Origin of the sequence: Rhodococcus sp. NPDC058532 (assembly GCF_042719255.1) — a bacterium.
In the GTDB taxonomy this organism is placed as follows: domain Bacteria; phylum Actinomycetota; class Actinomycetes; order Mycobacteriales; family Mycobacteriaceae; genus Rhodococcus_G.
Genome location: NZ_JBHXNU010000024.1, coordinates 1 through 11,925, shown reverse-complemented (window position 1 = coordinate 11,925; position 11,925 = coordinate 1). Strand labels below are relative to the sequence as shown.

Annotated in this window: 16 protein-coding genes; 7 read left to right on the top strand and 9 right to left on the bottom strand. The window is 70.4% G+C overall.

Going from position 1 to position 11,925, the window contains the following annotated elements; genetic code table 11:
- From ACFWQG_RS20245 to rimP, 4 genes are all read right to left on the bottom strand, one after another.
- Positions 1 to 406 (bottom strand): translation initiation factor IF-2 N-terminal domain-containing protein (locus ACFWQG_RS20245; RefSeq protein WP_378509444.1); only part of this gene is annotated, 406 nt, incomplete at its 3' end.
- Positions 407 to 582: 176 nt separating this feature from the next.
- Positions 583 to 942, bottom strand: coding sequence for a YlxR family protein (locus ACFWQG_RS20240; RefSeq protein WP_378509443.1), 360 nt, complete (start codon positions 940 to 942; stop codon positions 583 to 585).
- Positions 943 to 987: 45 nt separating this feature from the next.
- The gene (gene nusA / locus ACFWQG_RS20235) at positions 988 to 2,007 is read right to left on the bottom strand and encodes a transcription termination factor NusA (protein ID WP_378509446.1); all 1,020 of its coding nucleotides are present in this window, start codon (positions 2,005 to 2,007) and stop codon (positions 988 to 990) included.
- A gap of 16 nt (positions 2,008 to 2,023) precedes the next feature.
- Entirely contained in the window at positions 2,024 to 2,602 is a 579-nt protein-coding gene (gene rimP / locus ACFWQG_RS20230; RefSeq protein WP_378509442.1) for a ribosome maturation factor RimP, read from the bottom strand.
- A gap of 174 nt (positions 2,603 to 2,776) precedes the next feature.
- Between rimP and ACFWQG_RS20225 the strand changes: the two genes are divergently transcribed.
- Positions 2,777 to 3,313 (top strand): hypothetical protein, encoded by a 537-nt coding sequence (locus ACFWQG_RS20225; protein ID WP_378509441.1) that lies wholly within the window; start codon positions 2,777 to 2,779, stop codon positions 3,311 to 3,313.
- The gene (locus ACFWQG_RS20220) at positions 3,310 to 3,774 is read left to right on the top strand and encodes a ferritin-like domain-containing protein (RefSeq protein ID WP_378509440.1); all 465 of its coding nucleotides are present in this window, start codon (positions 3,310 to 3,312) and stop codon (positions 3,772 to 3,774) included. Before ACFWQG_RS20225 ends, ACFWQG_RS20220 begins: the two co-directional genes overlap by 4 nt.
- A gap of 70 nt (positions 3,775 to 3,844) precedes the next feature.
- Here ACFWQG_RS20220 and ACFWQG_RS20215 read toward each other — a convergent pair whose 3' ends face one another.
- Both ACFWQG_RS20215 and ACFWQG_RS20210 read right to left on the bottom strand, forming a co-directional pair.
- Positions 3,845 to 5,038: an RtcB family protein gene (locus tag ACFWQG_RS20215; RefSeq protein ID WP_378509439.1), complete on the bottom strand. Its 1,194-nt coding sequence runs from the start codon at positions 5,036 to 5,038 to the stop codon at positions 3,845 to 3,847.
- Positions 5,039 to 5,159: 121 nt separating this feature from the next.
- Positions 5,160 to 6,599: a DHA2 family efflux MFS transporter permease subunit gene (locus ACFWQG_RS20210; RefSeq protein ID WP_378509438.1), complete on the bottom strand. Its 1,440-nt coding sequence runs from the start codon at positions 6,597 to 6,599 to the stop codon at positions 5,160 to 5,162.
- Between the two features lie 116 nt (positions 6,600 to 6,715).
- On the opposite strand from ACFWQG_RS20210, the gene ACFWQG_RS20205 reads away from it, so the two are divergent.
- From ACFWQG_RS20205 to ACFWQG_RS20185, 5 genes are all read left to right on the top strand, one after another.
- Positions 6,716 to 7,378, top strand: a complete 663-nt coding sequence (locus ACFWQG_RS20205; RefSeq protein ID WP_378509437.1) for a TetR/AcrR family transcriptional regulator — start codon at positions 6,716 to 6,718, stop codon at positions 7,376 to 7,378.
- Between the two features lie 25 nt (positions 7,379 to 7,403).
- Complete coding sequence (locus tag ACFWQG_RS20200; RefSeq protein ID WP_378509436.1) at positions 7,404 to 7,919, top strand: nuclear transport factor 2 family protein; 516 nt, start codon at positions 7,404 to 7,406, stop codon at positions 7,917 to 7,919.
- Positions 7,916 to 8,749 carry an SDR family NAD(P)-dependent oxidoreductase gene (locus tag ACFWQG_RS20195; RefSeq protein WP_378509435.1) on the top strand — a complete coding sequence of 278 codons (834 nt, stop codon included), beginning with the start codon at positions 7,916 to 7,918 and terminating at the stop codon, positions 8,747 to 8,749. Before ACFWQG_RS20200 ends, ACFWQG_RS20195 begins: the two co-directional genes overlap by 4 nt.
- A 94-nt stretch (positions 8,750 to 8,843) precedes the next feature.
- The gene (locus tag ACFWQG_RS20190) at positions 8,844 to 9,614 is read left to right on the top strand and encodes a CPBP family intramembrane glutamic endopeptidase (protein ID WP_378509434.1); all 771 of its coding nucleotides are present in this window, start codon (positions 8,844 to 8,846) and stop codon (positions 9,612 to 9,614) included.
- 63 nt (positions 9,615 to 9,677) lie between these two features.
- A complete protein-coding gene (locus ACFWQG_RS20185) occupies positions 9,678 to 10,274 on the top strand; it encodes an FHA domain-containing protein (RefSeq protein WP_378509445.1) in 597 nt (198 codons plus the stop codon).
- A 17-nt stretch (positions 10,275 to 10,291) separates the two neighbouring features.
- On the opposite strand, the gene ACFWQG_RS20180 is transcribed toward ACFWQG_RS20185, so the two are convergent.
- From ACFWQG_RS20180 to ACFWQG_RS20170, 3 genes are read right to left on the bottom strand one after another with little or no spacing between them, the layout of a single operon-like run.
- Entirely contained in the window at positions 10,292 to 11,212 is a 921-nt protein-coding gene (locus ACFWQG_RS20180) for an alpha/beta fold hydrolase (protein WP_378509433.1), read from the bottom strand.
- Between the two features lie 14 nt (positions 11,213 to 11,226).
- Positions 11,227 to 11,526, bottom strand: coding sequence for a hypothetical protein (locus ACFWQG_RS20175; RefSeq protein WP_378509432.1), 300 nt, complete (start codon positions 11,524 to 11,526; stop codon positions 11,227 to 11,229).
- Positions 11,527 to 11,581: 55 nt separating this feature from the next.
- A complete protein-coding gene (locus tag ACFWQG_RS20170) occupies positions 11,582 to 11,800 on the bottom strand; it encodes a hypothetical protein (RefSeq protein WP_378509431.1) in 219 nt (72 codons plus the stop codon).
- Between the last annotated feature and the right edge of the window lie 125 nt (positions 11,801 to 11,925).

The following is an 11,925-nucleotide window of genomic DNA, read 5'->3' as shown; positions in this document are numbered from 1 at the left end:
CCGCTGCGGGTGCCGCCGGGGCCGGGGCGGGCGCCGGGGCCGGAGCCGCGGGCTTCGGGCCCGGGGTCGGCGGCTTGGGGGCCGCCGCAGCCGGGGTGGGCTGCGGGGTCGCCGCAGCGGGGGCCGGGGCGGCAGGAGCCGCCGGGGCCGGGGCTGCCGGCTTCGGGCCGGGACGGGGTCCGCCCGGCTTCGCGGTGGTGGCCGGCTTCGCGGCCTCCTGGCGCGCGGGAGCCGCCTCCCCCTTGGCCGACGGGAACGACTCCCGCAGCCGTCGCGCAACCGGCGCCTCCACGGTGGAGGACGCCGACTTCACGAATTCGCCCTGCTCCTTGAGCCGAGCGAGAAGTTCCTTGCTGGTGACACCGAGTTCCTTGGCCAACTCGTGCACGCGGGCCTTGCCTGCCACTGCTCTCCTCTACTGAGAGGTCGAGCGTGGCTGATGCCCGCACGACCTCGGGTTAACTCCGATGGACGATCATCGTTGGTGCTTCACGGTGTGCTCATGAGTGTGTTTGCCTGACTCTTCTCGAGAGATTGCCTGTGTTCCCGGGTACTGGTGGTGCCGTTGTTCGAGTACCGGGTTCACGAGGTACTGCTCTGTTGTGGATGCGGTTCGATCAGGTGATCGGTGCCGAGTACCTCCGCACCGATCGCGCGATCGAGGGCCGCCGTGTCCAGGCTTCCGGACACTCGCAGCGCCCTTCCGAACGCTCGACGCTTCTCCGCCTGGCTCAGGCACCGCCGGTCGGGATGCAACCACGCACCTCGACCGGGAAGCCTGCGCCGCGGATCGGGTACCAGCACCCAGCCCTCCGGCCCGGTCTGTTGCGCCACGATCCTCAGCAGTTCAGCGGCCGACGCGAGTTTCCGACATCCGACGCAGGTTCGCACCGGATGACCGGTGCGCGGGCGCGCGTCTGTCGAGTACTCATGCCGAGCCATTGACCACTCTACCGCTGTTGTCCACCGTTATCCGCACGGCGTCCTCTAGACGCGCGTCGGGGCAGGCCCGGAGGCGCCGCCACCGTCCTGGGCCGCGTCGCTGCGAATGTCGATCCGCCACCCGGTCAGCCGCGCAGCCAGCCGGGCGTTTTGCCCCTCTTTGCCGATGGCCAGCGACAACTGGAAGTCGGGCACCACCACTCGGGCGGCCCGCGCCTCGGCGTCGACGACTGTGACGGACACCACCTTCGACGGCGACAACGCGTTCCCGACGAACCTCGCCGGGTTCTCGTCGAAGTCGATGATGTCGATCTTCTCGCCCGCCAGCTCACTCATGACGTTGCGCACGCGTTGCCCCATCGGGCCGATGCAGGCACCCTTGGCGTTCAGTCCCTGCACCCGGGACCCGACCGCGATCTTGGACCGGTGCCCGGCCTCGCGGGCGACGGCGACGATCTCGACCGACCCGTCCGCGATCTCCGGAACCTCAAGTGCGAACAACTTCCGGACCAGGTTCGGGTGCGTGCGCGACAGGGTGATCTGCGGGCCGCGCTGCCCGCGGGTGACGCCGACGACGTAGCACTTGATCCGCTCGCCGTGCTCGTACACCTCGCCGGGAACCTGCTCGGCGGCAGGCAGGATGCCCTCGGCTCCGGTGGCCTCGCTGCCGATCCGGACGACGACGACACCCCTTGCGTTGGCCCGGGTGTCGCGCTGGATGACACCGCCGACGATCTCCCCCTCGTGGGTCGAGAACTCGCCGAAGCTCTTCTCATTCTCCGCGTCCCGCAGCCGCTGCAGGATCACCTGTCGCGCCGTGGTCGCGGCGATGCGCCCGAAGCCCTCCGGGGTGTCGTCCCACTCCTCGCCGACCCGGTTGCCGTCGACATCGACCTCGGTCGCCATCACCCGAACAAGACCGGACTTGGTGTCGACATCGATCCGGGCGTGCGGCTGATGCCCCTCGGTGTGCCGGTAGGCGGTCAGCAGCGCGCTCTTGATGGTCTCGATGATCGTGTCGACCGAGATCCCCTTGTCGTCCTCGATCGCGCGCAGCGCCGACATTTCGATATGCACTTGTCTATCCCTCCACCTGGAAATCATCGTCAGACTCGCCGGGCTCCGGCTCGTCGATCACGCCGGGGAGCGCACGGCCCGCGGCCACACCCCCCGCCAACTCGAGCTCCTGCGCGTTCGGCGTCGAGAACTCCACCTGCACCACGGCCGTGCGCACATCGGCGATGGCGATCTCCCGGACAACGGGCCCGCCCTTGGCTGGCACGACCAGGGCAACGACACCGTCACCGAGCACACCGACCCGGCCGAGCACCTTCTCGTCACCGATCTCGACCCGTACCCGCCTGCCCTGGGCGCGCCGCCAGTGTCTCGGCTCGGTGAGCGGACGGTCCACCCCCGGGGAGGTGACCTCAAGGGTGTACGGCGCCTCACCGAATTCGGTTGCGCTGTCCAGCCGGTCGGAGATCAGCCGACTCAGGTCCGCGACGGCGTCCAATCCGAGCCCGGCATCGCTGTCGACCATCACCCGAACGACACTCCGGCTGCCTGCCTTCGTGACCGTCACGTCCTCCAGGTCGTAGCCCTGGCGAGGGACGAGATCGGTAAGAAGCTCGATCACCCTCTCCTTCGACGGAACCGGCATCAGTAGAGCTCCTCGTTCAGTTGTGGTCGGATCAGTTGTGGTCGCTCGTCGGCGGCCTCGGGCAGCATTCGCCAGCCGCGGGGCGCGAGGATCTAGAATAACGCGGATTCGACGCCCCGGTGACCACGCCGCCCCTGCGCCTGAACGGGCACCCGGCCTGACAAGATGAGCGCCGTGCCCGCACCCTCGACTCTCCCGCCGCCGTCCGGCGCGGCTCCTCCCTCGTTCCCGGCACTGTCCCGACGCTCGGCGCTGAAGGTGGGCGCCCTGACCGTTGGTCTTGCCGCGGTCGCCGCCGCAGCGGGATGCGCGGGCGCGGACGATCATCCGGACGAACCCGACCCGCTGCTGGCCCCACTCGATGCGGCACGGCGGGACGCGGCCGCCGCACACGCCGCGGCCGCGGTCGCGCCGGAGCGAGCGGGTGCGCTCGCCGTCATCGCCACGGAACGCACCGCCCACGCGGACGCCCTTGCCGCCGAGATCACCCGCGCCGCGGGGCAGGATCCGTCGGTGGGCCCCGCGACCACCTCCGCGGCGCTGACCACCGCCCCCGCCGCACCCCCGTCGGTCGACGAGCTGCGCGGCATGCTGGCCGAATCTCAGCGCGGTGCAGCCACACTCGCCAGCACGCTGGACGGCCACCGGGCCGGTCTCCTCGGGTCGATCAGCGCGGCGGTCGCCGCGCAGCAGGCGGTGATGCTGCTATGACCTCCCCCACCACCCCCTCGGCGGCAACCCTCGGGCCGGAGCAGCAGGCCCTCGTCGACGCGCTGCGCGCCGAACACGCGGCGGTGTTCGCGTACGGCATCGTCGCCGCCTACTCGAACCCGACCCGGGCGGCGCAGGTCGCCGCGGACACCGCGGCGCACCGCGCGCGGCGGGACGCGACGATCGACGCACTGTCGGCCGCGAATGTCGATGCGCCTGGCGCGGAGCCGGGATACACGATCCCGTTCCCGGTCGCCGACCCGACGGCCGCGATCCAGTTGGCCGTGCAAATCGAGGCCGACACCGCGACCGCCTGGCGGTCGGTGATCGAACGCGCGCAGTCCGAGCCCGTCCGGGCGGCCGCCGTCGACGCACTCACCGAATCCGCACTCCGGGCAGCCAGCTGGCGGGCCGTCCTCGGGGTCAACCCGCCGACGGTCGCGTTCCCCGGCCAGCCCTAACCGCGCTCCGCGCCCGTGGGTGGTTTTTCCCCCGATCGGGGTAAAAATCACGCACGGCGGCGGAGCCGGATCAGGTGCCCTTGACGTTCATGATCTGCCGCAGTTCGTGCACGATCCGGACCAGGTCACGGGCGTCCTCCATGACGACGTCGATGTCCTTGTACGCGTCCGGGATCTCGTCGACGAACTCGGCGCTGTCGCGGTACTCGATGCCGACCATCCGGGCTCGCAGGTCCGCCCGGGTGAACCGACGCTTGGCTTCGGTGCGGGAGAACCGCCGCCCCGCGCCGTGCGGGGCCGAGCAGAGTCCGTCCGCGTTGCCGAGCCCCTCGACGACGTACGACCGGGTCCCCATCGATCCGGGGATCACGGCGCGCACCCCGGCGTGGGCGTCGACGGCACCCTTGCGGGTGAGCCAGACCTGCTCGCCGCCGTGGACCTCCGGCTGCGTGTAATTGTGGTGGCAGTTGATCCGCTCGGCCTCCCGATGGTCGGCGGCGCCCATCCAGCGCGCGAACACCACCGCGAACCGGTCCATCATCTCGGCCCGGTTGAGGTAGGCGAACCGCTGCGCCCAGTGCAGGTCGGCCAGATATCGGTCGAATTCGACGGTGCCCTCGGTCAGGTAGGCGAGATCCCGGTTCGGCAGGTCGACGTTGGCGCACGACCGCTGGGCGATCCGGATGTGGTGCTGCGCAATTCGATTGCCGACGCCACGGCTGCCGCTGTGCAGGAACAGCCACACCAGATCCTGCTCGTCGAGGCACAGCTCGATGAAATGGTTTCCGCCGCCGAGCGATCCGAGCTGCTCCCGCCACCGCGGCGAATGTGACAGGTCGACGCCGTCCGCATCGGCTCGATCCTCCAGTTCGGCGATCCGGGCGGCGGTGCAGCCCCAGCGGTGCACGTCGGCGTTGTAGTTCCCCGGCGAGAGCGGGATCGCCGATTCCACGGACTTGCGCAGCTCCGGCAATCCGGTGTGCGCCTTCGCGATCCGCACCTCGATGTCGGAGCGGGTGAACCCGGTGCGGACGGCGATCATCCCGCAGCCGATGTCGACACCGACCGCGGCTGGCATCACCGCGCCCCGGGTTGGGATCACGGTGCCGACCGCACTCCCCTTGCCCGCGTGCGCATCCGGCATCAGTGCAACGTGCGGATGGATGAACGGCATGGCGGCGGTCTGCCTGGCCTGCGCGAGCGTGGTCTGCTCGAGCTGCGACGCCCAGCTCAGCAGGGCGGGGCCCACCCGGGTCGGGGGCATGACGAGCATCTCCTCTGGTCGGATCGGAGCACCCGGCCGACGGCGACGCCGTCGGCCGGGCGAGGGCGGGGTGCACCTCGCACCCTGCCACGACCCGGGCCACGCCCGCATCGGGATTTCGTCAGTCGCGCTCGGCTCCGGCGCCCGTGCGTCCCGGCATGAACAGCGCCGCGACGACCGCCACCGCGACCGCGGCCGCACCGACCAGCAGCGCGGGCCGGAGAGCGTCGGCGTACCCGGTCGGGGTGAGCGCACCGCCGCTGCCCAGGAACACCGCGGTCAGGATCGCGACGCCGAGGGCGACGCCGACCTCGCGGATCGTCGAGTTCACCGAGCTGGCGGTGGCGTGGTCGTCGTCCGGCATGTCGACGAGCACCGCGGTCGCGCTTGGCGCGAAGGTCAGGCCCATGCCGATCCCCGCCATCGCGAGTGCGGGCACCATCGCCGGATACCCCGTGCCCGCCTCGAAGACGAACGCCATCCACACCAGCGACGCGGTCTGCAGGGTGAGGCCGGCCACCAGCAGGGTCCGGAGCCCGAGCCGCGGCGCGAGAAGGCCGGCGATCGGCGCCACGATCATCGGTGCCGCGGTCCACGGCAGGGTCCGCAGGCCGGCCTCGAACGGGGTGTAGCCCATGACGATCTGCAGGTACTGCGACAGCAGGAAGACCGACCCGAACATGCCGAGCGTGAACATCAGGCCGATCACGTTGGCGACCGTGAAACTGCGCGACCGGAACATTCGGGTCGGCATCACCGGGCTGTCGGTGCGCATCTCGCGAATCACGAACGCGGACAGCGCGATCACCGCGAGGACGAGAGTTCCCAGCACGGTGGCCGAGGCCCACCCGTCGTCGTTGCCGTGCACGATGCCCCACACCGCGAGGAATACACCGGCACCGGCGAGCGCGACTCCGGGCAGGTCGAGCGGCTGCCGCCTACCGTGCGACTCGCCGAGAGCGTAGAGCGCCAGCGGCACCGCGATCACCGCGACCGGAACGTTGATCCAGAAGATGGCCTGCCAGGACACGCCGTCGACGACGGCGCCGCCGACCACCGGGCCGAGCGCAACCCCGAGCCCGGACACCCCGCCCCACATGCCGATGGCAAGGGCCCGCTTGGACGCGGGCACCGCTCCGGCGAGCAGGGTCAGCGACAGCGGCATGATCGCGGCCGCGCCGACACCCTGCACGGCCCGGGCCGCGATCAGCATGCCCGCCGTCGTCGACAGCGCGGATGCGACGGACGCCAGCGCGAAAAGGACGATGCCCCAGATGAACACGCGTCGCCTCCCCCACCGGTCACCGAGGCCAGCAGCGGAGAGCATCAGAGTCGCAAACGCGAGGGTGTAGGCGTTGAGGAACCACTGCAGCTGCCCGACCGATGCGTTCAGATCGGCCTGCACCACGGGCAGCGCGCTGGTCATCACGAGGTTGTCGAGGGTCGCCATGAACATCGGCAGCGACGCGGCGAGCATCGCCAGCCACAGCGGAACGCGGCGCGGGCGGGCTGGCGCGGACCCGCCCCGTACTGCGGTGCGGTGATCGGTGGTTGTCGTCATCAGTTCTCCCTTGGCGGTGCACGGAGCGGGCTGGAGGGGCGGCGAGGCCGCTAGTAAGCATTGACTGATTACTTAACGCGATCCGACGCTAAGGCATCGACTGATAACCTGTCAACATGTCTGCGACGAACGGCCCCCGGCCCACCACCCGGATGAACGCCGCGGACCGCCGCGAACTGGTTCTCACCGCGGCGACGACGGCGTTCGCGCGCGGCGGCTTCTCCGGAACGAGCACCGACGCGGTCGCCAGACTGGCCGAGGTGTCCCAGCCCTACGTGGTGCGAATGTTCGGCACCAAGGCCGAACTATTCCGGGCGGTGTTCGCGCGCGCGCTGGACCGGATCGTCGAGGTGTTCGACGCCGAACTAGATCGGATCGCGGCGGAACCCGACGCACCGTCGCCCGAGGACGAGGCGTTCTGGACCCGCCTCGGCTCCGCGTACGGAAACCTCGTCGCCGACGGGGACCTGCTGCTGGTGATGATGCACGGCTTCTCCGCGTCCGGGACCGAGGAGATCGGCACCCAGGCGCGGTCGGCGATGTCGCGGATCTACACCCTGATCCGCACTCGGACCGGCTGCCCGCCGGACCAGGCGCGGGCGTTCATCGCCAACGGAATGCTGCTCAACGTCCTGCTGGCGATGCGCGCCCCCGAGCACGCCGAGGACGACCCGGCCCTCGCCGAGCTGTCCGCCTGCGCGTTCGGCGACACCCTGCACGCCGCGCTCGGGTGTGCCGCGGCAGGCACGCCCACTGAAGGGGAGAACGACCCGACGTGACGCCCGACACTCTAGGGTCGACGGTGTGACGGACACGGATGCCGACCTCGCGCGGCGCATCGAGAAGCTCGAACAGGTCGAGGCGATCAAGGCCCTCAAGCACCGCTACTGGCGGGCCTGCGACGCGAAGGACCCGACCACCTTCCGCGACTGCTTCATCCGCGTTGGTGCGCGGATCGACTACGGCAGGCTCGGCGCGTTCGACGACGCGGACCCGATGGCGGCGATCTTTGCGAAGGTGGCCCTGCACACCGTCGACGGCAAGCACGTCATCTTCGACATGCACCACGGCATGCACCCCGAGATCACCCTGACCGGCCCGAACAGCGCCACCGGGCGATGGACGCTGCGGTTCCGGCAGGTCAACCTCCTCGATCGCACCGAGAAGGTCGTGACCGGCGAGTACGACGACGAGTACCTCATCGAGGAAGGACAGTGGCGGATGTCGGCGTGTCGATTCACCGAGACCTGGGCGATGGTGCGTCCGCTCCCCGACGGCACGACGGTGACCGAGGGCGCGTTCGCGGGGGTGGCGCGATGACCGACCGGAAGATCGCCTTGGTGACCGGCGCGAGCCGGAGCGTCGGCAAGGGCATCGCGCTCGCCCTCGGCTCGGACGGCTGGACGGTGTACGTCACCGCGCGCGGGGAGGTCGGCGCTGGCGGCAAGCTCGACCGGACGGCCGCGGAGATCACCGAACGCGGCGGCGAGGGCATCGCGGTGCAGTGCGACCACACCGACGACACCCAGATCGAGAAGCTGTTCGCGCGGATCGCCGAGGAGCAGGGCGGGCGACTGGACCTGCTCATCAACAACGTCTGGGCCGGTCCCGCGGACGGCTACGCGGGCTTTTCGCAGCCGTTCTGGCAGCGGCCGATCGACGACTGGGACACCCTGATCGGGCTCGGCCTGCGCGCGCACTACGTCGCGAGCGTCGAGGCGGCGAAGTTGATGGTGCCGCGGGGCAGCGGGCTGATCGGCAACATCTCCTCGTTCGGCAGCCGCGGCCACCTGCACTCGGTGCTGTACGGGATGTCGAAGGCCGGGCTCGACAAGATGGCCTCGGACATGGGCGCCGAACTGAAGGGCACCGGCGTCACGGCGTTGAGCTTCTGGCTCGGGCTGATCCGCAACGAGCGCATGGTCGCCAGCGGCATGACCGATTTCGAGGGATTCTCCCTCGCGGACGCCGAGTCCCCCGAGTTCGTCGGCCGGGTGATCGTCGCCCTGGCCAACGACCCGAAGGTGGGCGACCGCAGCGGCCGCACCCTGATCACCGCGGAGACCGCCCTCGAGTACGGCGTCACCGACGTCGACGGCGGGCAGCCGGTGTCGCACCGGGCCGCGTTCGGGGGTGGCGCGCTCTACTGACGGAACCGCACCACGATTCGGGTCCACGGCGCGACGCGGACCCGGATCGCTGCAACGATCGGATACCTACCCTATCGAGCAGAGGATCCGGCCCATGCGAGTCAAACCCACACCGTGGCTCGGCATCGGCGTAGTCGTGGCGTATGTCGCCCTCGGCTTCGTCACCCAACAGATCTTCGACGTCGACTACACCACCCTCGGCGACAGCACCGACACGCTGCTGCGGGGGGTGGTGTACCCGATCGGGATCGGAGCCGTATTCGCGGCACTCCTGACAACCTGGCTCGGCTGGTGGCGACCGGCCATGCTCGAGACCCGCCGCAGCCACAGCCGCTGGGCCGCGCTGCCGCCGGCGCTGCTCGTCGCAGCGGCCGTCGTCTCGTTGGCTGGCACCCAGTTCGGCCCGCTCGGCGGCGGCTACCTCGCCACCCTGGCTGTGGCGATGCTCATCGTCGGGTTCACAGAGGAACTGATCTGCCGGGGAGTGGCCGTTGTCGGCTACCGCGGTGGACTCGCCGAGGTGTGGGTATGGCTGCTGAGCTCCGCAGCATTCGGGTTGATGCACGCCACGAACGCACTTCAGGGCCAGAGTGGCCGCGACACCGCCGTGCAGGTCGGAATGACGTTCGTCCTCGGATCGACGTTTTACATGGTCCGCCGGATTACCGGGTCACTGGTGTGGGCGATGCTGCTGCACGCGTTGTGGGACTTCGCCTCGCTCGCGACCACCCACGAGGACGCACGCACCGCGACGCTGGTCGGCCTGTTGACCGCCTGCACGGTCATCGCCACCCTGCTCCTGGTGGGCCTGGTGGTCCGGGACCGCGAACCCGTCGCGGTCGTCGACCGACCGGGAATCCGCTGACTGGCGCCTCGGTCGCGGCGGGCGCACGATGGATTCGTGACCACCGACGGGTCGGCGCAGGCGATGCTGACGCACGCGGACGGGCGTGGCGGCGTCTCGCGCTGGGACCTGTCCCCCGACCGGCCCCGCATCACGATCGGCCGCTCCCCCGACTCCGACCTGCCGCTCACCGACGACCAGGTGTCCCGGCTGCACGCGGTCCTCGAATGCGTTGCCGGGCACTGGACGATCGTCGACGACGGCCTCTCCCGCAACGGGACGTTCGTCAACGGGGACCGGATCACCGGCCGACGACGCCTTCGCCCCGGCGACGCCATCCGGGTCGGCGGGACGGCGTTCACCTTCCAGGAGTTCGGCGCCGCCGCGGAGGAGGCGACGATGGTCGCCGGGTCCGCACCGACCGTGCGCAGCCTGACGCAGACGCAGCGGTCCGTCCTTGTCGCACTCTGCCGACCGTTCAAACACGGCGCTGCGTTCGCGAATCCGGCGTCGAATCAGCAGATCGCCGACGAACTGTTTCTCACGGTCGACACCGTCAAGGCGCACCTACGGACCCTGTTCGGCAAGTTCGGCGTCGAGGACCTCCCGCAAAACCAGAAGCGGGTCGCGCTCGCGGAACGCGCATTGCACAGCGGGATCGTCACGACCCGCGATCTGTGAGCGCCCGACCCGCGCCCTCACACCGCGGGCGCCACCAGCGCACCACCGACGCGGGTGACGAGCGAGTCGAGTGCCGCCGCCACCTCGGGAACGCGTTCAAGGATCACCGAGTGCCCCGCGCCGTCCACCCGAACCAGTTCCGACAGCGGTAGCCGCTCGGCGAGGGACATCGAGTGCGAGAACGGGGTCATCAGGTCCGCCGAGCCGCACAGCACCAGCGACGGCACCGACGCAATCAGCGGCACCGCGGCGAACTCGTCGAAGCCGACGAACGCCTGCAGGAACCGGGACATCGTGACTACCGACGTGTTCCCCGCCATCGCCGCGGCCACCGCAAGAACCCGCGGATCGAGCCCGCGACTCCCCCCGAACCGCATCAGCGCCGCGGCAGCACCGCAGCCGACCCGTTTCGTTCCTGCTGTCGCCCGTGGTGCCAACCGGACCGCGGTGTGGAACGCGGACAGCGCCGGGCTTCGGAGCATCCGACCGAGCCCCACCTCGGCGAGTCCGCCTGCGGCGGTGGAGATCAGCGCCACCGCGGCAAGCCGAGTCGACGCGAGGGTCGGGTTCTGACGGACACACGCCATCGCGACCATCCCGCCCATCGAATGACCGATCAGGACCACCGGACCGTGCGGGACCCGGGTTCCGATCACCGTGCCCAGGTCTCGGCCGAGCCGATCGATGGTGTAGCTGTCCGGCGCCGCATGCCCCGACCGCCCGTGCCCGCGATGGTCGTAGAACACCATCCGCACCCCCGGTCCCCAGGATCCGCTCAGCCGGTCACGGAGCGGATGCCAGGATTCCGACCGCAGGCAGTGTCCGTGCGCGAACACGGCGGTGACCGGGGCGGTCACCGGCCCGTACTCGCGGACCGAGAGCGGGACGCCGTCGTCCGTGACCACGGTGGCATGGCGACCGGAAGGCTGGTTCGACATGGCGTCCCTCCTCGTTACCCGTCAGTGGGTGTATCGCACCGGTTCGGCGATTCCTTACACGTCGCCGGTGCGGGCGTGCCGCCGCCGCCGAAACCAATCCCACCGGGGCCCGCCTGAATGCCGGGGGTCGCGATCGGGCCGACGGCGGCGCCGCCCACCCCCGCGTTGAAGGAGTTGCCGTCCCCGGGGAACGGGAGGCCCTGGCCGCCGATCCCGGACGGAAGCTGCGCGGCGGCGACGCCCGCACCGGCGGACAGCAGGAAGCCGGTGGCGGCGATCGCGGTGATCGAGCGTCGAACGTTGGTGGAGAACATGTTTCGATCCTTACGGTGGTGGGCCTGCCGCAGCTGTCTGCGTCGGCCAGGATGGTCAGTCGGTGGTGCAGAACGGCCAGTAGAACGGGCAGTCCGAGACGTCCTCCGCGACCTCGGTGGCGGCGGACGCGGCTCCGGCGTCCGACCGCTGATCGCTGGGCGCGGTGGTGGTGGCCGCGGCCGATGGTTCCGCCGAGGCGGCACCCGCCCCGCAGGCGGCCGCGGCGGCGACGATCGCCGCGGCGGCAAGAACTCGAATGATGGTGCTCGACATGGTTTCCCTCGAAGTCGGTCGTTCGGGTCCCAGGGCCGACGGCCTTCGGAGACCCGGAGGGGGGAAAGGGGGGGCGCCCAAAAAAGGGGAAAAAAGCACCGTCCCTCCCTGGGGTGGGGGGGTGG